The organism is Aquimarina sp. BL5 (genome assembly GCF_003443675.1).
Classification (GTDB): Bacteria; Bacteroidota; Bacteroidia; order Flavobacteriales; family Flavobacteriaceae; genus Aquimarina.
On the sequence record NZ_CP031963.1, the window covers coordinates 21413 to 40328 of the forward strand.

An 18916-nucleotide genomic window follows, 5' to 3' on the forward strand; every position below is an offset into this window, starting at 1 on the left:
CAATCATCAATCAAAAAACGAAAAATCATGAGAACAATCAGTAGTATTCTATGCTTAGTAGTGTCATTTTATGTAAATGCACAAAACTCTTTAGATCTGTTAGATAAAAAAATAGATTCTATATATAAAACTAGTAAAATAGCTGGATTTGGAGTTTCTATAATGACACCGGATACAATACTTTACGAAAACGGCTTTGGTTATGCCGATATTGTAACAAAGAAAAAGTATACAATAAATACCATACAAAATATCGGATCTGTTTCTAAAACTTTTATTGGAATAGCTTTAATGAATGCTATTGAAGACGGTAAACTAAAAATAGATACACCGATCAATGATATCTTACCTTTTGCCATAAATCACCCAAAGTATCCTGAAGTTCCAATTACCATAAAACATTTGGCAACTCATACATCTTCTATTTTGGATACAGATGCATACGAAAAGAGTTATGTTTTTGAAAAGGGTATAGAATTAAAAGAGGAAAACTATACCAAAGAAGAATATGGAGAACTTAAACTAATGAAGTCTAATAAACAATATAGTTTGGAAAGCTTTCTGAAAAATCATTTAACTCCGAAAGGCGAATGGTATAAGAAAAATAATTTTTTAAAGCAAAAACCAGGAGATAGATATGAATATTCTAATATAGGATCTGCTTTATTAGCATATATTATTGAAATAGTAACAAATACGTCATTTCCTGAGTATACACAAGAGCATATTTTGGATCCATTACAAATGAGTAGTTCTGGTTGGTCATACGAATCTACAAACGCAGAACAATATGCCTCAATATATACAGAAGCAGGGAATGAAATCCCAAAGTATCAATTAATTACATATCCTGATGGAGGATTTAAAAGTAGTATAAAAGATTTATCTATATATCTACAAGGTCTTATGAAAGGATATTATGGAGAAGATGGTATACTTAAAACTGAATCTTTTCAGGAAATGATGTCTCCGAAGTTAACCAAAGAACAATATAATACTAAAAAAGAATTAAGGGATAACTATGGATTCTTTTGGGAAGTTTCCCCTACCGGAAAAATAGGACATAATGGATCAGATCCGGGAATACTAACGTTGATGTATTTTAATAAAAAGGAAAAAGTGGGAGCTATATTTTTTATGAATACTTCTTTGGAAAAAAATAAAGACATTATACGTTCTGTCCAAAACATATGGAATGCAATAAAAGAATACAAAAAAATATATGTCAATACGATATAAACTATATCATTCATCAACCTGTCCGCTTCGGACGGATCAAAATCAAATATTATGAGAACATTAATTTTAATTACTGCCAGTCTTATTTTAGGAATATGCACAACCATAGCACAGACAACGGAAACTAGTACATCAAAATCTTCATCAGAGTTTTCGATTACATACGACTCAGATTCACCGAATAAAAAATTCTATAGATCCTTTGTTACGTTAGATATGGACAATAATTATAGAATTAAAGTACGATTTATGAAGTATATGAAATCTGATGTAAAATCATATTTAATAGATCAATTTGGTAAAGAAAATATGATCGTTAAGGATAATACGTATTTCTGGAATAAAGAAATAGATGAAGAAGAAATGTATGAAGTGAGATTAAAAGGTAATAAATTAAGGATTAATCTTAATAAAGATCTTGCTTCAGATAAACTGATTAAGAGATTTGTAGAAATAGGTAAAGAATTAAAATCAATCACTTCAAACTCAGAAAAAAGTTAAAGCTCAGTATTAGCAAACATCAAACATCAATCAATAAACTGTCCGCCTGAGGTGGATCATTAATCAAAAAGCGAATATTATGAAAACAATCATTTTTATGTTATGTATGGCATTCACTATGCCAGTTATCAACGCACAAACAAGTTCTAATGCTAAAGTAACTGTTAATTATTCTAGCGACGACGATAGTAATAGATATAAAATAAATATTTCTGTTTCCAATACAGATGATATGTATACGTTAAAGGCAAGTTTTCCTTCTGATAAAACGGATAAGGTTAAAAAGTTTTTAAAAGACCATCTGGATACAAAAATGTCTAAAAGCCATGGGGCGTATACTTGGAACTATAATTATAGAGGAGAAGAGGGGTATAAAGTTAAATTAAGAAAAGGAAAACTATCTGTCTTCTTGGATAAAGAAGCCGTGTCTATTGATTTGGTAGAAGATTTGATAGATGCCTTTAGTGATCTTAGAGAGTTGATTAAAGATAAATAAGTATAATAACTGTTTAAATGAGCCTTATCGATGATGGTAAGGTTCATTTTTTAGAATGGTGAAACCTCTATATAATTGCTCAATAAAAAATAAGCGAATCATTTGATGAGAAAATGTCATTTTTGACAATGAGAGTTTACCATTTGCACGATTATAAACCTCTGGACTAAATCCATAAGGGCCACCGATAACAAATATCAATTGTTTGATGCCACTGTTCATATGTTTCTGTAAAAGTTGTGAAAAAGCAACAGAATCATATTGTTTACCATTTTCATCCAACAGTATCAAAACATCAGAAGTACTGGTTTTAGTCAAAATTAATTTCCCTTCCTTATCTTTTTGTTGTGCTTCGCTTAGACTTTTGGAATTCTTTATATCGGGTATAATTTCAAAAGTAAATCTGATATAAAAACCTAATCTTTTAATATACTCGGCAATAAGATTCTCTAGTTGTTTATGATCTGTTTTGCCTACGGCGATTAATTTAATTGTCATTGTTATAGTTTTCTTTATTGACATCCTATTTCCAACTTCGTACTTCCAACTTCTTTTCCTACTTTAGCAAAAATAACCATTCGATATGATTACAAAAGCTCAATTTGATAACGAAATTGAATTAATAATAGCAAATGCTATCAGAGAAGATGTTGGTGATGGCGATCATAGCTCATTAGCCTGTATTCCTAATTCAGCAACAGGTAAAGCTAAATTATTAGTAAAGGATGAAGGAGTTTTGGCAGGAGTAGAATTTGCTAAAAAAGTATTCAATTATGTAGATCCAGAAATGCAAATTGAGGTAATGATTGAAGATGGATCCAAAGTGAAATATGGTGATATTGCTTTTTATATATCCGGAAGTTCCCAATCTATTTTAAAGGCAGAAAGACTAGTACTTAATGCAATGCAAAGAATGAGTGCAATTGCTACAAAGACAAATCAATTCGTACAGTTATTAGAAGGAACAGGAACTAAGATTTTGGATACAAGAAAAACTACTCCGGGAATCAGAGCTCTCGAGAAATGGGCTGTAAAGATTGGAGGAGGTGAGAATCATAGATTTGCATTATACGATATGATTATGCTAAAAGATAACCATATTGATTTTGCTGGCGGTATTACCAATGCAATAGAAAAGACCAAGAAATATCTAGAAGATACCAATAGAGATCTTAAGATTATTGTAGAGGCTCGTGATCTCAATGAAATTAAAGAAATATTGAAAACTCCTGGAGTGTATAGAATTCTAATAGATAACTTTAATTATGAGGATACTAGGAAAGCAGTAGAGCTTATTGGAGATACTTGTCTTACGGAATCCAGTGGAGGAATAAATGAAAAAACAGTTCGAAAATATGCAGAATGTGGTGTCAATTATATCAGTAGTGGCGCTTTAACCCATTCTGTTTATAATCTCGATTTGAGCTTGAAAGCAGTATAACCTATGTCGAAAGCAGTTGAAGATAAACTCGATAAGATTCCGATTATAAATATTTTGGTTAAAATCGGGAAAAAAATTATTCTTCCAGGTTTTGAGGGACTTTCTCTTTATGATTTAGTTGAAATTTATACAATAGGGATTGTTAAAGGAACATTTTCTGCAAGAGCCAGTGCAATTTCATGGAGTTTTTTTTTATCATTGTTTCCTTTTCTTCTGTTTTTATTAAACCTAATTCCTATTATACATATAGATGGTTTTCAGGAGAATTTTTTCGAATTTATAACCTCTGCATTGCCAAATCAGTCTAAGTTATTTTTTGAAGAGATATACAATGATATTTCCGCTAACCCAAGAACAGGCTTGTTGTCCACGGTTTTTGTGCTTTCACTTTTTTTGATGACAAATGGAATCAATGCGGTGTTTTCAGGGTTTGAATACTCATATCACGTTACCCTGAATCGTAATTTTGTAAAACAATACATAGTCGCTTTAGGAGTATCACTAATTGTGGCATCGTTATTGCTTATTACTGTAATTGTAACACTATACTTTAGTTATTTATTGGAAAACTTAAAAGAAATAGGAGTCATGGATAATACCGTTTTTTGGTTACAGTTTGGAAAATATGGTTTATTCGTTTTAATGATTTTTTTGGTGATAGCAACGTTGTTTTACTTTGGTACGACAGAAGGAAAAATGAATAGATTTTTTTCGCCAGGAGCCTTTATGACTACCATACTTATTATGATAACAACATATTTATTTGGAGTATACATAGATAATTTTTCTAACTATAATAAGTTGTACGGATCGATTGGAGCTATGCTAATTTTAATGGTATATATATGGTTAAATGCAAATTTGCTGTTGTTAGGTTTCGAATTAAATGCATCACTTATAAAATTGAAGAAGAATTTTTAATATTTTAGCATTATACAAACAATTAATTTAATAAAAATGAAAAAATTTAGCTTATTATTTATTCTTTTAGTAACTCTAGGAACTACTCAGGCACAGGATAAAGATGCTATACTTCCGGATACAGTAACTTTTAATGGAGAAAGTCTTATGAAAAATGGAGAAGGGATAAGAGAAAAGTTCTTTTTCGACATTTATAATGGAGGGTTATATCTTAAGAAAAAAAGTGCTAGTGCTGGTTCAATCGCAGCTGCGGACGAAACAATGGCGATAAAATTACATATAGTATCGGGTATGATGTCTAGAAGTAAAATGGAATCGGCGTTAAGAGATGGATTTAAAAAATCTACTAAAGGAAATACAAGCTCTTTAGATAAAAGAATCAACACATTTGTTGGATTTATAAAAGATGAAATTGAAAAAGGACAGATCTATGATATTGTTTATGAGCAAGGTAAAGGAAGTGTGATCTACAAAGATGGAGTAGAAAAAGGTTATGTAGAAGGATTAGACTTTAAAAAAGCATTATTTAACATATGGATTGGAGATAATCCTGCAGATAAAGATTTGAAAGATAAAATGCTTGGTAACTTTTAGGATAAAAAGCATAGTTTTAGCGGTGAAATACACAATTTAACATTTTTTTTTAATTCTTGCTATGCGTGCATAATATATTTTATTACTTTTGCATTAAGAGGAAAAAATTTTAATACTAATACACCCCAACAAAACTTTAACAAAGATGAAAAAAATTACTTTACTAGTTGTAGCGTTTATTTCTTTAACAACGGCTACAGCACAAATCAGAGTTGGTAAAGCTGTACTGCCTTACGAAGAAAATTTCGGGGATACAGATCTTAAGTTAAATGGAGCGGGGATGCGTGAAATGCTTTGGATCGATTTATATGCGGGAGGACTTTATCTACAAAAAAAGAGTAAGGATCCTAGAGCGATTCTCGATGCAAACGAAACGATGGCTATAAAACTAAATATAGTCTCAGGTTTTGTGACACAAAAGAAAATGATTAAAGCAGTTCGTGATGGTTTTACTAAAGCTACTTTTGGTAATACCAAACCGCTAGAGGAAAGAATAAACAAGTTTATTAAGTTTTTTAATGAACCTATAGTAAAGAATGACATTTTTGATATTGTATATATAAAAGACGAAGGAGTGAAAGCTTTTAAAAATGGAAAAGAGCTGGGTGTTATAGAAGGACGAGACTTTAAATATGCATTATTTAAAATATGGTTAGGTGATGAGCCTGCTAGTGAAGGAATTAAAAACGGGATGTTAGGTCTACAATAGTTCTTTTCCAATAAAATTTAAAAAACAAAAGCTATCTAAATCAGATAGCTTTTTTTGTTATCATCATATTTTCTATATTGAACCAAAAAGTTTAAAACTATTAGTCAGATGAACATATCTAGAATTCTTATTATCACATTGATATTTATAACAGGTTTAGCCAATGCCCAAAGCGAAATTATTGGTAAATGGAAAACCATCGATGACAATACAGGAGAGGCCAAGTCAATCGTAGTGATTTATAAGAAAGGAAGTAAAATATATGGTAAAATTGACCGGATTTTAAAAGAATCTGATCGTGATAAGTTATGTAAAGAATGCGAAGGCGAGGATTATAATAAGCCAATAGAAGGAATGGTAATTCTCAAAGGTTTGCAAAAAGATGGAAATGAATATGAAGATGGAACCATTATGGATCCTGAAAACGGGAAAGTTTATAAATGTAAAATTTGGGTAGACGAGGATGATCCTAATGTGTTGAATGTTAGAGGGTACATTGCGTTTTTGTTTAGAACTCAGAAATGGATTAAAGCATAGTATTTTTATGTAAAATTTCTTTTTAAAGAAAATTTTAACATTTCATTTTGTTAGTTTTTTGAAAAATACAGAACTAAGCTTTTGTAACAATTAAAAACTATATCATGAAAAAAATAATTACCCTATCTATCTTATTAGTCGTAACGACTATGGGAACAGCCCAAATTAGAGTTGGAGACGCAGTAGTTCCATATAAAGTAACATTTGAAGGAGAAGAGCTAACCCTTAACGGAGCTGGTGTTCGAAAAGTATTACGAGTTGAAACGTATTCTGGAGCATTATATACTATGAATAAGTATACTGATGATAGAAAGGTTCTAGATGCAGACGAAAGTATGTCTATCCGATTAGTTATCAATTCTAAGAAAGTGACTAATAAAAGAATGCAAAAGGTATTTAGAAAAGGTTTCGATGATGCAATGTTTGGCAATACTCAGAGTCTAGATGCAAGGATTGATAAGTTTTTAGAGTTGTTTGGAAGTAGTACTCAAATTAATGACTTTTTTGATCTGGTATATATAAAAGGAAAAGGAATAAGAACCTTTAAGAATGGTGAAGAGATTGGGTATATAGAAGGAAGAGATTTTAAATATGCATTGTTTAAGATTTGGTTAGGGGATGAGCCTGCTTGTAAGCTAATTAAAGGAGGAATGCTAGGACAGAACGGATAAATAAAATAACCCCAAAATAAACAAAAGCCTGATCAATTGATCAGGCTTTTGTTGTATGTAATAGGGTTAAAGGTGTATTTTTGTTATACCAATTATAATGTAAAATGAGCTTCAAAAGACAAAGTTGCTTTCTTTTTATAAGCCACCGTGATTGTTTTTCCATAGCAGCGCTATAAAAATAAGAACAAGAAAGTCTAAAAATGAAAAGAATGAGTCTGACTAGCGTATTTTACATTATAATTGGTGTTAGAATCAAAATGTATCGATGACGTATTTTATAGATGTAATCCTTCCTATTCCTCTTGATAAAGAGTTTACGTATAGTATTAATGAAAATGAGGCTCATTTCTTAAAATCAGGAATGCGAGTTGCTGTACAATTTGGTAAAAGCAAAGTGTATGCAGCATTGGTTACGAAAATACATCAAATAGCGCCTCAGGTATACGAAGCTAAAGAAATAGAGCATATTTTAGATGAAACTCCTATAGTTACAATACATCAATTGGAACTATGGTCTTGGATCTCTCAATATTATATGTGTTCAAAAGGAGAGGTAATGCGAGCAGCACTCCCAAGTGCGTTTTTATTAGAGAGCGAAACAATTATTCTAAGAAATGACGATGCTTCGATTGATGAAAGCTTATTGAAAGATGATGAGTTTCTGCTGTTTGAAGCACTCCAGCATCAAAGTTTACTGCGTATACAGGAAGTAATGGATATTATTGGAAAGAAAAGCGTACTTCCTCTGATTAAAAGATTAATAGAAAAACAAGTAATTACGGTTCAAGAAGAGATTTATGAACAATATAAGCCAAAGCTTGTAAGATACGTTAAACTACAATCAGAATATACAACAGAAGAAGGTCTACAATCGTTATTAGACTCATTGACTCGTGCTCCTAAGCAAAGAGGTATATTAATGCATTTGTTTATGCTACAGGCAAAAAGTAAGAATGCAATCAAAGTCAGTGAGCTTGTAAAAGCTGCAAACAGCAATTCAGGAGTTATTAAAGTATTAATAGATAAAAATATATTAGAAGAGTATCATTTACAGACAGATAGAGTTCAATATGAGCAAGATTCAGTCAATGCTACTAAAGCATTAAATACGTACCAAGAGCAAGCTTTAAAAGAGGTTAAACAAACTCTTGTGGAAAAGGATGTTTGTTTACTTCATGGAGTAACTTCATCAGGAAAGACAGAAGTGTATGTGAAATTGATCGAAGATGAATTACAAAAAGGAAAACAAGTTCTGTATTTGCTACCAGAGATTGCTTTAACCACACAATTAATAACAAGGTTAAGAGAATATTTTGGAGAGAAATTAGCGGTCTATCATTCTAAATATTCTGTAAATGAGAGAGTAGAAGCCTGGAATAATGTAAAAGGTGCTAAGTCTAAAGCTCAAATTGTTATTGGAGCCAGATCTTCAATTTTTCTTCCTTTTACCAATCTAGGATTAATTATTATAGATGAAGAACACGAGAGTTCATTTAAACAATACGATCCAGCACCTAGATATCATGCTAGAGATACGGCTGTGGTTTTGTCTAATATGTTTAAGGCGAAAGTAATATTAGGATCTGCTACACCAGCATTAGAGTCATATTATAATGCGAAGCAGGAGAAATATGGGTTGGTAGAATTAACCAGACGATATGGAGATGTGTTAATGCCAGATATAAATTTGGTAGATTTAAAGACCAAATACAAAAAAAAGGAAATGACGGGCCATTTTAGTGATACACTATTAATGGCTATTCAGGAGGCATTAAAAGAACAAGAACAAGTTATTTTGTTCCAAAATAGAAGAGGATATTCTCCTGTAGTAGAATGTAATACTTGTGGGCACTCACCTCAGTGTCCTAATTGTGATGTTAGTCTTACTTATCATAATTACCGTAATCAGTTGCGCTGTCATTATTGTGGGTATCATATAGCGATGTTACAGAAATGTATGGCGTGCGATAGTCATGAGTTGTCTACCAAAGGCTTTGGAACGGAACAAATAGAGAATGAACTCAAAGAGTTATTTCCTGATCACGATATTGGTAGAATGGACCAGGATACTACGAGAGGAAAACATGGGTATGAAAAAATAATAAATAAATTTGAAGAAGGAGAAATAGATATTCTTGTTGGAACACAGATGTTAACTAAGGGGTTAGATTTTAGAAATGTTACTTTGGTTGGAATTATGAACGCTGATAATCTTCTTAATTTTCCAGATTTTAGAGCACATGAACGTAGCTTTCAATTAATGCAACAAGTGGCAGGTAGAGCAGGGAGAACAAGTAAAAGAGGAAAAGTATTGATTCAAACCTATAATCCATTTCATCAAATTCTTCAGCAAGTATCAGTCAATGATTATACTGCTATGTATAAGGATCAGATAGAGGATCGATATCAATATAAGTATCCTCCTTTTTATCGCATTATTAAGATTACAGGTCGTCATAAAGATTATAATAAAGTCAATGAAGCTACGATGTGGTTAGCAAAATCATTAGCGATAACTTTTAAAGAAAATGTTCTAGGGCCAGAATTTCCACCTATCTCGAGAATAAGAAATCAGTATAATAAGAATATCTTAATAAAAATACCCCATGGGCAATCGCTAAAGAAAACGAAAGAGGTTATCAAAAAAGTACAAAGCTCTTTTAAAAGTATTAAAGAATTTTCTGGAGTAAGAATTATAATTAATGTAGATAATTATTAATTCGTTTTTATAAGTATATTTAGCATTCATCATTTATTAGCTAATAATTTTTTAGTACGAAGTTAAAATCCTTTTATGAAAGAAAATAGTACTCTTAGTAAAGAGGCAAGAGGAGAAAATGTGATCAACCTTGATCGAACTACTATTTCCAATAAAAGTTTAAACAATTATGAAAATAAGAAACCCTTATCCTTCTTTTTTATAACATTATGTGTTTTAACCATTCTAGGATCCTTATTTGTAATAATAAGAGGTTTTTGGTATCAATTATTTTCAGGTATTTGGTATGATCAAAATACAATATTGTATGAGGAGTATTATAGAGGTTGGCTCTATATTATTTCGGGTATTGGAACTTTGATTGGTGCAATTATTATGGTTGGTAAAAGAAAAAAGATAGGACTTTATGTATATACTGCAAATCAAATAATGTATATCATAACTATAGCTATAGCAGCATCTTCTTATACTGATATTAAATATTTAGGTGATGTAAGTGAGCTTGCTTTTATTATTTCAATCTTATTTCTAGTTCCTGCTATTTTATTTTTGATTTTTTATTGGTTGAATGCTACCCAAAAGTATTTACACTAAGAAGGTCTTACATTAGAAAACTTTAGTATTTATAAAGTCGCAAAGTTTCTGATATTAGGTCTTTACGTTATGATACTGTTATTGCTAAATATATAGGTGAGTTGATGATTGTAATTCGATTGTTTCCAGATTAAAGGAAAACAGTCTAAATTTGATGAAGAATGTATTAAAAACAAAAAATCCCACTTCAGAAAAAAGGGGGATTTTTAATTTATCAGTAGTATTCTTTTATCCGCTTAAGGCTTCTATTAAAGAATGTTTTTTATGTCTACTTAAAGGAATCTTCTCGTCAGCAATCTCTATGTTACGACTGTTATAGCGTTCTACTTTATCAAGATTTACGATATAAGATTTATGTATTCTTAGAAAACGATCACTAGGAAGTTCAGCTTCAAAGGATTTCATTGTTGCTAATACTACTATAGGATCACCATCTTCCATTATTAATTTTACGTAATCACCTAAAGCTTCAACATACTTTAATTGACTTAAAAATATTTTACGTTTTTTGAGATTACTTTTTACAAAAATATAATCATCATCTTCTAGAGAGGCTTGTTCAGAATTTAGACGAGACATACTTAATGCTTTTTCTACTGCTGCATTAAATCGATCTTTCTTAAGAGGTTTTCTTAAATAGTCAATTGCATCGTAATCAAAAGCTTTAAAAGCATATTTGGTTTTTCCAGTAACAAAAATGATATGAGGTTTATTTTCCAGATCATCCAAAAGATCAAATCCAGTAAGGATAGGCATTTCGATATCTAGAAATAATAAATCAACAGGAGTATCTAATAATCCGTTTTTTGTCTCAATAGCATTGTTCCACTCAGCCACCAATTCCAGTGATGAATGTTCATCTATTAATTTAACAATAGCCAGTCTTTGCAGACGGGAATCGTCCACTACTGCACATTTTAATTGAGATTGTTCCACTTGCATAGGTTAATATTCTATACAATATTAATGAATATATATTATTTCCACAAACATTTTACGCTTTTTATCGATAAAAGATGTGTTTCGTCGAAGTGCTTTTTTGTTTGAAAATCAAAAAAATAGTGTTACTTTTGCAGCCAATTTAATTAAAAATAGATTTTTTATGAATCATTATGAAACTGTTTTCATCTTGAATCCCGTTTTATCTGAAGAACAGATAAAGGAAACAGTTAAGAAATACGAAGACATTCTTGTTTCTAACGGTGCCAAGATGATATCCAAAGAAGACTGGGGGCTTAAAAAGCTTGCTTACGCAATCCAGCACAAAAAAAGTGGTTTTTATCACATGTTTGAGTACACTGTACCAGGAGAGGCTATCAACACAGTAGAAGTTGAGTTTAGAAGAGACGAAAGAATAATGCGTTATCTTACCGTTCGTTTAGACAAGTATGCAATTGCTTGGGCTGAAAAGAGAAGAAATAGAAACAAACAAAAAGCTTAATTATGTCATCTATAGAACAACAAGCTAAAGGAAAAAAAGATGGAGAGATTAGATATCTTACTCCATTAAATATAGATACTACAAAAACAAAGAAGTATTGCCGTTTCAAAAAATCAGGAATTAAGTATATCGATTACAAAGATCCAGATTTCTTAATGGCTTTCGTAAATGAGCAAGGTAAATTGTTACCTCGTCGTCTTACGGGAACTTCTTTAAAATATCAACGTAAAGTAAGTGTTGCTGTAAAAAGAGCTAGACATTTAGCATTAATGCCATACGTTGGTGATTTATTAAAATAAAATTCGTCATAACATTATGGAACTTATATTAAAGAAAGACGTTGAGAATCTAGGATTCGCAGACGATGTAGTAGAGGTGAAGAACGGTTATGGACGTAACTTTTTGATTCCTGGAGGTTTAGCTGTATTGGCAACTCCATCTGCTAAGAAAGTATTACAAGAAACGTTAAAACAACGTGCTTTTAAAGAGAAGAAGGAAATCGAAGATGCTGAGAAAATAGCTAAGAAGATTACTGGATTCGAAATTAAGATTGCAGCTAAGGTAGGATCTGGAGATAAATTATTCGGTTCTGTTTCTAATGCTGATGTTTCTGAAGCTATGGCAAAAGAAGGTGTAGAGTTAGAAAAGAAGTTTATTACTGTACCAGGAGGAACTATCAAACGTTTAGGTCAGTATGAAGCATCTGTTCGTTTACACAGAGCAGTAATTGTTCCTGTTGCTTTTGAAATAGTAGCTCAGGCTAAATAATTTTATCCTATAATCAGTTAATAACTAGTTTATAAGAATATAGAAAACCGCTCATTTGAGCGGTTTTTTTGACTTTAGCCTGGATTCTAGGTGACAAGCACAGGTTGGGCTTAGGTATACTTTTAACTAGATAACTAGGTTTTAATAGATTCGAAAAATCCGTTCTTAATTTATTAGGAGCGGATTTTTCTGTAATAAAAGATTTTGTTTTTGAAAGCTTCCTCCAAAAAAGGAGGCAGTTTTTTTTAAACATACTTAGCACACTTATATAGTGATTATTGATTTATGCTTATTTTTGCACCCAATTTTACCAGAAAAGATGAAATATCAAAGGCTTACCAAAGAACAATTAGAAGAATTACACCAGGAATTTATTAATTTTCTGGCTACACAATCTATTACTGCAGATGAATGGAGTGAGATTAAAGAAAACAAACCTGAAGTAGCAGAAGAAGAACTAGACATCTTTAGTGATTTAGTTTGGGAAGGAGTATTAAGTAACGCCCAATTTCTAGAACACTTTTCTAAAGATCAAATACATCTTTTTTATCTGGGTGAAACCGAAATGAATCTAATAGCGATAAAGGTAAATGTTCCTGATATCGACATTACAACTCAGGAGGGGTACGATTGGTTAAGAAATAACCTATTAGACGACCAGGTGGCTTTTTATAATGCTAATAAGGATTATAGTGAAGATCCTAATATGGATAAGTTTAAGCTTATTTTACAAGGAGCAAATATCACCAAAGGTGAATTGTATCAGTATTTTGAAAAACTGGTAGAGAATAAAAACAACTAGTATTCTTTATTTTTTAGTTTTAGTAAGCAATTGTTTTAAACCTTTGTCAGATAGGATATGGCCATTGAAAAGAGCGCCAATATTTAGTAGATATGTGTTTTATTTAGGTTAACTTATTACGTTTTGAAATTATCTTACGTAAAAGATTACTTATGTAAGGTGTTGGTAGTTTTAAAATTAATTTTATTCATTTCACTATTCACCCTGAGTTTGTCGAAGGGTTTACTACTCATACCTCAATGATTCTATAGGATCTTGTCTGGCAGCTTTTACTGCTGGATATGATCCGGAAACCACAGCTGTCAAAAAAGAAGTAACAACCGCTGCAAAAATAGCCAACCAAGGGATGCTAAATTCAAAACCAGAAACGGCAACTATAATTGCTCCAATGGTTATACCTAGTATAATACCAACTATACCGCCAATTTGACCTATAATTACGGTTTCCATAAAGAATTGACTCGATATTGTGTTCTTTTTGGCACCAAGTGCTTTGCGAACACCAATCTCTCTGGTTCGTTCTGTTACAGAAACGAGCATAATGTTCATTAGCGCGATAGAAGACCCAAAAATGGTAATGATACTAATAATCCATGCGGCCCAATAGAGATAAGAAGTAATGCTAGAGATACGGTTTAGTAGGTCGTCACTGCGTTCTAAACCAAAATCATTTTCTTCTACAGGGTTTAAACCCCTTATTTTTCTGAAAGTTATAATTGCTTCGTCTTGTGCACCTTCTAAGAATTGCTTGTCATCGACTTTTACGCTGATATTATAATTTATACTTGGTAAAGTATAAATAGAACGAGCAACTTGTAGAGGTATTAGCACCTTAAGATCTTGATTATCTCTGAAGGTAGCTCCTTTACTTTCTAGGACACCAATAACTTTAAACTTAACGCCTCTAATGCTAATGGTTTTGTTGATAGGATCGGTGTCTTTAAAAATATTCTTTTTAAAATCTGATCCGATTAAACATACATTATTGTTATTTTCGATATCAAAAAAAGTGAAACTTCTTCCGAATTCGACTTCAGTTCCTGTATTCTCTAAATAGTTTTCATTAACTCCTACTACGGATGCTTCAGGATCCGTCTTTTCATTTTCGAATTTAACTTCGGCATTTCGTGTTCCTGTAAAAGAAACAGAAGTTTTAGAAAATGGATATTGAAACTTTTCTTTAAACTGTCTTACATTACGATAACTAATAATAGGGTTTATTTTTTCTCTTTCACCACTTCCACCACGTCTTGTAGTGAATTCATAACGTTGAATGTTAAAGGTGTTAGAGCCCATAGAAGCAAAGTCACCTGTAATGGTGTTTTCTAAAGCTCCCAGAAATGTTAGGATACCAACTAAGGCAGTAATACCAATGGCTATAATCAAAACGGTAAGAATTGTACGTAAAAGCTGCCCTTTTATAGAATCTAATGCAATACGGATATTCTCTCGAAAAAGTGAAAACATAGTGGGTAAATTAGTATCATTTGCAGTATAAGACTACAAAACGAGGTTAAAGTTACTCAAAAAAGTAAATTTTCTGGATATAAGTAAAACTCTTTATGGTTTTCGTGTAAAATTTTAAAGCTTTTTAAGATATTTACAACCTTTAAGAAATGATAGTTATTGGTGCAGATAATAATCAAACATTCTCTGTCTAGCAAAATATATAGAAAAAACATACATGGCACAAAAACCATCCATACCAAAAGGAACACGAGACTTTTCTCCGATAGAAGTAGCAAAGAGAAGTTATATAATGAATACAATTAAAGAACAATTTCAGTTGTTTGGTTTTCATCCTATAGAAACTCCAAGTTTCGAGAATAGCGATACCTTAATGGGGAAGTATGGAGAAGAAGGAGATCGATTGATTTTTAAGATACTGAATAGTGGGGATTATCTTAGTAAAGTGGATGATGCTTTGTATGCTAGTAAAGAAAGTGCGAAGATGACTTCTAAGATAAGTGAAAAAGCACTTCGATATGATTTAACCGTTCCTTTTGCACGATATGTTGTGCAGCATCAAAATGAAATTGACTTTCCGTTTAAACGATACCAGATACAACCAGTATGGCGGGCGGATCGTCCGCAAAAAGGCAGATTTAGAGAATTCTATCAATGTGATGCGGATGTAGTAGGAAGTAAATCTTTATGGCAAGAAGTTGATTTTATTCAGCTGTATGATAAAGTTTTTAGTATATTAGGTTTGGATGGAGTCACCATTAAAATGAATAACCGTAAAATTCTTTCTGGTATTGCAGAAGTGATTGGAGCTAGTGATAAGTTGATTGATTTTACTGTTGCTTTGGATAAGCTTGATAAAATCGGTGAAGATGGAGTTAAGAAAGAAATGTTAGCTAAAGGGATTTCTGAATCGGCAATTGATAAAGTAAAACCACTTTTTAATTTTAACGGGACTACTTCTGAAAAAATAGATAAATTAAGAGAATTGTTGGTTTCTTCTGAAGAAGGAATGAAAGGTGTTGAAGAGTTAGAATTCATTATAGATACTATTAATGAAATTCCTTTGGATAAGACTTCCCTCGATTTAGATGTTACATTAGCTAGAGGTTTAAATTATTATACTGGCGCGATTTTTGAGGTTTCTGCTCCAGAAGGAGTGAAGATGGGTTCTATTGGTGGTGGTGGACGTTACGATGATCTTACGGGAATTTTTGGGTTAAAAGATGTGAGTGGTGTTGGTGTTTCTTTTGGATTAGATAGAATATATCTGGTGTTAGAAGAATTGGGGTTGTTTCCGGAAACGGTGGCTCCATCTACAAAAGCATTATTTATTAATTTTGGAGAAAAAGAAGCATTATATTGTTTAAAAGCGATACAGCAACTTAGGAGTAATGGTACGATTGCAGAACTATACCCTGACAGTGCTAAAATGAATAAGCAGATGAAGTATGCCAATAAAAGAGCGATTCCTTTCGTTATTCTTGCGGGTGATTCTGAAATAGAAGACAATGGTTTCACTGTGAAAAATATGGACACGGGCACTCAAGAAACAATGAATTTGGAAGAATTAAAAGTACTCTTGCGTTAGACAAATGGATTGATAAACTAAAAATAAAGCTATTTAACTACCCTAAAATTAGAATTATGAAAAATATCTTATTGAGTACATTTTTATGCCTCATGTTTATGTTTGTGGCATCTTGTAAAAAAGACCCTAAATCTGATAAAGTAGAAGTTATAGAAGAAGTTGTGGATTCTACGGATGTGGTAGAAGTTGTAGAGGAAAAGAAACCGGTAGTAAAAAAGAAGAAGAAAAAGAAAACAACGAAAAAGAAACCAAAAACTGAGGTTATAGAAGTTCCTGCTGGTGCACCTAGTTTTAGTAGTGTAGCAGCCAGAAAATATATTAGAGATTATGAAGCATATGTTGCTAAATATAAAAAAGCGGTTGAGTCTAAAGCTGATATGGATTCTTTTCTAAAGCTTAGTAAAGCTAGTAGTAGCTTAACAAAGCAGTATAGAGAATTGATTTCTACACTACCTGCTGGAGAAATCGAAAAAATGAGTAAGTATATGCAGAAAAAGACAAAGCAGATCGATGCTTTGAGCAGACAGATGTAATCTTAGATTAGGTTGTGACGTCCTGAATAATCGTTACAGGAATTAATAAATACAAGGTAGCAATTTTAATTTGCTACCTTTTGTTTTTTGTAGCTTTTTCTTTTTAATTTATTTTGTTGATGCATTTGATCAGGTGTTAACATTGAATTAGATAAATGAGGTCTTATCTGATTATAAATGCGGATTGCATTTTGAACCAGTTTGGTTTTGATTTGCATTGAAGTATCATACTTGTCAATAGCAAATTCTTGTTTAAGAATTCCATTAATTCTTTCTGCTATGGCATTTTCGTAAGGGTCATATTTTTCAGTCATACTAGGGCTAATATTATTGATGTTTAATGTTTTTTGATATTCATTGGAACAATACTGTAATCCTCTATCGGAATGATGAATTATAGGTTTTTCATTATAATCTCTATTAGAAATAGCCATATCTAAAGCTGTTAAAGATCCTTTTACACTTAGACTATTTGATACATTATATCCCATTATTTTTTTAGAATAAGCATCCGTGATTAAAGCCAAATAACATGGATTTTCCCTATTTCCTATATAAGTTATATCACTGACCCATACTTGTTCTGGTCTGATAAATTCAACATCTTTTATTCGATTTTTATGTTTTCTAAATCTATGATGAGAATCCGTAGTTACATGATAGTTCTTTTTAGGTAAAATCAACAAGTTATTAGCCTTTAGTATTTTAAATAGCTTATCGCGACCAACTCCGATTACTTTGAGTTGAGATTTTAAAAGATGAAATAATTTTCTTGTACCGATTCTAGGCATTGATATGCGAATGGTATTTACTAAATCAATTACCTTTTTACTTAGTTTTTGTTTGTCTTGATAAGACCGAATAGCTCTATAATACACCTGTCTATTCACCCCGAGTAAATCACAGGTAGCAGTTATGCTTTCTTGTTTTTCTTGGCTATATTTTTCGATAACTCGGGTACGTGCTTTTTTCTGATCGGAATATTAAATTCCTCTTCGGCGATATCAATCATCATATCAAATATAATTGCTTTCTTATCCGCACGCTCTGCTAAAAATTCAGCTCTTGCTTTTTGTTTCTCTAAAAGCTTGACTTGCTGTTCTAATTCTAAAATACGTTGTTCAGGTGTTTTGGACATGGATCTATTTACACTAAAATCATAATCAAATTTACCATATTTTTTTAACCAAGTGCGAATCGTAGATCTTGCTTGAATACCATACTTATCCAAAGCTTGAGTTCTTGTTAATAAGCCTTGTTCAATCTCTTGAACAACTTGTAGCTTAAAGGATAAACTGTAATCCTTCTGTGTACGCTTTACATAATTTGAATGTAATGACTCCATAAATAACATTTTAGTGTAACGATATTTCAGGACGAGACAGGTATTATATTTTAAAACCATCCGTTTTAGCGGATGGTTTTTTTTGATTTTTTGATTTCTGATTATCAATAATTTGTATGTTAAGTAAGTCTGCTGTCCAGAGATAAATTTCTGGTGTTGATAATGAAAAAACTATCCTTTTTGGGTGGGAGAATGTTCAGTCTTTTGATTTATCATTGTATGAAGAGATTTATTAATTTTTATTTTAATTATGGAAGCAAAGAAAATTTTAATACTATTAACAGCAGTTTTCGGAATGTCTTTGATTAGTTGCGAATCAACAAGTATCAATGAAGAGCTGCTGGAGTTGGAGAAATTAGAAACTCAGTTAGAAGGAAAAAAGAAAATTAATGAATCTAACAATAAAAATAAGTCGAGTTTGCAGAAGGTTGTGGATGTAAGGGGTATGGGATAAAATCTTTTATGTTTTAAGTTAGTTTAAAAAATCGAGATTCATCTCGATTTTTTTTATTTATAAAATTGCGGTAAAAGCTTTACGAGTATTTGACAC

General features: G+C 31.6%; 23 protein-coding genes and 1 pseudogene. 18 read left to right on the forward strand and 6 right to left on the reverse strand.

From position 1 onward, the window contains the following. The first annotated feature begins 27 nt into the window (after window positions 1-27). The 3 genes from D1818_RS00130 (at window position 28) to D1818_RS00140 (ending at window position 2236) form a co-directional block, all read left to right on the forward strand. Window positions 28-1239: a serine hydrolase gene (locus D1818_RS00130; protein ID WP_118455169.1), complete on the forward strand. Its 1212-nt coding sequence runs from the start codon at window positions 28-30 to the stop codon at window positions 1237-1239. A 51-nt stretch (window positions 1240-1290) separates the two neighbouring features. Beyond that, window positions 1291-1740, forward strand: coding sequence for a hypothetical protein (locus tag D1818_RS00135; protein WP_118455171.1), 450 nt, complete (start codon window positions 1291-1293; stop codon window positions 1738-1740). A 79-nt stretch (window positions 1741-1819) separates the two neighbouring features. Continuing rightward, window positions 1820-2236: a hypothetical protein gene (locus D1818_RS00140; RefSeq protein ID WP_118455174.1), complete on the forward strand. Its 417-nt coding sequence runs from the start codon at window positions 1820-1822 to the stop codon at window positions 2234-2236. Between the two features lie 24 nt (window positions 2237-2260). On the opposite strand, the gene rlmH is transcribed toward D1818_RS00140, so the two are convergent. Continuing rightward, window positions 2261-2734 carry a 23S rRNA (pseudouridine(1915)-N(3))-methyltransferase RlmH gene (gene rlmH / locus D1818_RS00145; RefSeq protein WP_118455176.1) on the reverse strand — a complete coding sequence of 158 codons (474 nt, stop codon included), beginning with the start codon at window positions 2732-2734 and terminating at the stop codon, window positions 2261-2263. A gap of 85 nt (window positions 2735-2819) precedes the next feature. Here rlmH and nadC point away from each other — a divergent pair, with 85 nt between their 5' ends. The 7 genes from nadC (at window position 2820) to priA (ending at window position 9828) form a co-directional block, all read left to right on the forward strand. Further along, complete coding sequence (nadC, locus tag D1818_RS00150; protein ID WP_118455179.1) at window positions 2820-3677, forward strand: carboxylating nicotinate-nucleotide diphosphorylase; 858 nt, start codon at window positions 2820-2822, stop codon at window positions 3675-3677. A gap of 3 nt (window positions 3678-3680) precedes the next feature. Beyond that, on the forward strand, window positions 3681-4598 hold the full coding sequence (locus D1818_RS00155) for a YihY/virulence factor BrkB family protein (RefSeq protein WP_118455181.1): 918 nt from the start codon (window positions 3681-3683) through the stop codon (window positions 4596-4598). A 36-nt stretch (window positions 4599-4634) separates the two neighbouring features. Further along, on the forward strand, window positions 4635-5192 hold the full coding sequence (locus D1818_RS00160; protein ID WP_118455183.1) for a chalcone isomerase family protein: 558 nt from the start codon (window positions 4635-4637) through the stop codon (window positions 5190-5192). 145 nt (window positions 5193-5337) lie between these two features. After that, window positions 5338-5901, forward strand: coding sequence for a chalcone isomerase family protein (locus D1818_RS00165; protein WP_118455185.1), 564 nt, complete (start codon window positions 5338-5340; stop codon window positions 5899-5901). Window positions 5902-6009: 108 nt separating this feature from the next. Continuing rightward, window positions 6010-6438 (forward strand): DUF2147 domain-containing protein, encoded by a 429-nt coding sequence (locus D1818_RS00170; protein ID WP_118455187.1) that lies wholly within the window; start codon window positions 6010-6012, stop codon window positions 6436-6438. Window positions 6439-6542: 104 nt separating this feature from the next. After that, window positions 6543-7109: a chalcone isomerase family protein gene (locus D1818_RS00175; RefSeq protein WP_118455189.1), complete on the forward strand. Its 567-nt coding sequence runs from the start codon at window positions 6543-6545 to the stop codon at window positions 7107-7109. 265 nt (window positions 7110-7374) lie between these two features. After that, on the forward strand, window positions 7375-9828 hold the full coding sequence (gene priA / locus D1818_RS00180) for a primosomal protein N' (RefSeq protein ID WP_118455191.1): 2454 nt from the start codon (window positions 7375-7377) through the stop codon (window positions 9826-9828). On the opposite strand, the pseudogene D1818_RS25860 reads toward priA, so the two are convergent. After that, window positions 9802-9861: pseudogene (locus D1818_RS25860) on the reverse strand (hypothetical protein); the annotation flags it as partial. The gene priA and the pseudogene D1818_RS25860 sit on opposite strands and share 27 nt — an antisense overlap. Window positions 9862-9903: 42 nt before the next feature. Between D1818_RS25860 and D1818_RS00185 the strand changes: the two are divergent. Next, on the forward strand, window positions 9904-10422 hold the full coding sequence (locus D1818_RS00185) for a hypothetical protein (RefSeq protein WP_118455193.1): 519 nt from the start codon (window positions 9904-9906) through the stop codon (window positions 10420-10422). 228 nt (window positions 10423-10650) lie between these two features. Here the strand turns inward: D1818_RS00185 and D1818_RS00190 are convergent, their stop codons facing one another. Beyond that, entirely contained in the window at window positions 10651-11364 is a 714-nt protein-coding gene (locus D1818_RS00190) for a LytTR family DNA-binding domain-containing protein (protein WP_118455195.1), read from the reverse strand. Window positions 11365-11524: 160 nt separating this feature from the next. Between D1818_RS00190 and rpsF the strand changes: the two genes are divergently transcribed. From rpsF to D1818_RS00215, 4 genes are all read left to right on the forward strand, one after another. Continuing rightward, on the forward strand, window positions 11525-11863 hold the full coding sequence (gene rpsF, locus D1818_RS00195; RefSeq protein ID WP_118463382.1) for a 30S ribosomal protein S6: 339 nt from the start codon (window positions 11525-11527) through the stop codon (window positions 11861-11863). After that, window positions 11863-12162 (forward strand): 30S ribosomal protein S18, encoded by a 300-nt coding sequence (gene rpsR, locus D1818_RS00200; RefSeq protein WP_189457518.1) that lies wholly within the window; start codon window positions 11863-11865, stop codon window positions 12160-12162. Before rpsF ends, rpsR begins: the two co-directional genes overlap by 1 nt. Window positions 12163-12178: 16 nt before the next feature. Continuing rightward, on the forward strand, window positions 12179-12631 hold the full coding sequence (rplI, locus tag D1818_RS00205) for a 50S ribosomal protein L9 (RefSeq protein WP_118455197.1): 453 nt from the start codon (window positions 12179-12181) through the stop codon (window positions 12629-12631). A gap of 319 nt (window positions 12632-12950) precedes the next feature. Next, window positions 12951-13433 (forward strand): DUF6495 family protein, encoded by a 483-nt coding sequence (locus D1818_RS00215; protein ID WP_118455201.1) that lies wholly within the window; start codon window positions 12951-12953, stop codon window positions 13431-13433. Window positions 13434-13658: 225 nt separating this feature from the next. Here D1818_RS00215 and D1818_RS00220 read toward each other — a convergent pair whose 3' ends face one another. Beyond that, window positions 13659-14900 (reverse strand): ABC transporter permease, encoded by a 1242-nt coding sequence (locus D1818_RS00220; RefSeq protein WP_118455203.1) that lies wholly within the window; start codon window positions 14898-14900, stop codon window positions 13659-13661. Between the two features lie 217 nt (window positions 14901-15117). On the opposite strand from D1818_RS00220, the gene hisS reads away from it, so the two are divergent. Both hisS and D1818_RS00230 read left to right on the forward strand, forming a co-directional pair. After that, entirely contained in the window at window positions 15118-16488 is a 1371-nt protein-coding gene (gene hisS, locus D1818_RS00225; RefSeq protein WP_118455205.1) for a histidine--tRNA ligase, read from the forward strand. 56 nt (window positions 16489-16544) lie between these two features. Continuing rightward, entirely contained in the window at window positions 16545-17021 is a 477-nt protein-coding gene (locus tag D1818_RS00230) for a hypothetical protein (RefSeq protein WP_147406238.1), read from the forward strand. Between the two features lie 65 nt (window positions 17022-17086). Here D1818_RS00230 and D1818_RS00235 read toward each other — a convergent pair whose 3' ends face one another. After that, window positions 17087-17971, reverse strand: a complete 885-nt coding sequence (locus D1818_RS00235; protein ID WP_205487267.1) for an IS3 family transposase — start codon at window positions 17969-17971, stop codon at window positions 17087-17089. Then, window positions 17935-18366 carry a helix-turn-helix domain-containing protein gene (locus D1818_RS25570; protein WP_205487253.1) on the reverse strand — a complete coding sequence of 144 codons (432 nt, stop codon included), beginning with the start codon at window positions 18364-18366 and terminating at the stop codon, window positions 17935-17937. The genes D1818_RS00235 and D1818_RS25570 overlap by 37 nt, the downstream gene beginning before the upstream one ends. 250 nt (window positions 18367-18616) lie before the next feature. On the opposite strand from D1818_RS25570, the gene D1818_RS00240 reads away from it, so the two are divergent. Beyond that, window positions 18617-18820, forward strand: coding sequence for a hypothetical protein (locus tag D1818_RS00240; protein WP_118455209.1), 204 nt, complete (start codon window positions 18617-18619; stop codon window positions 18818-18820). The last annotated feature ends 96 nt before the right edge of the window (window positions 18821-18916 follow it).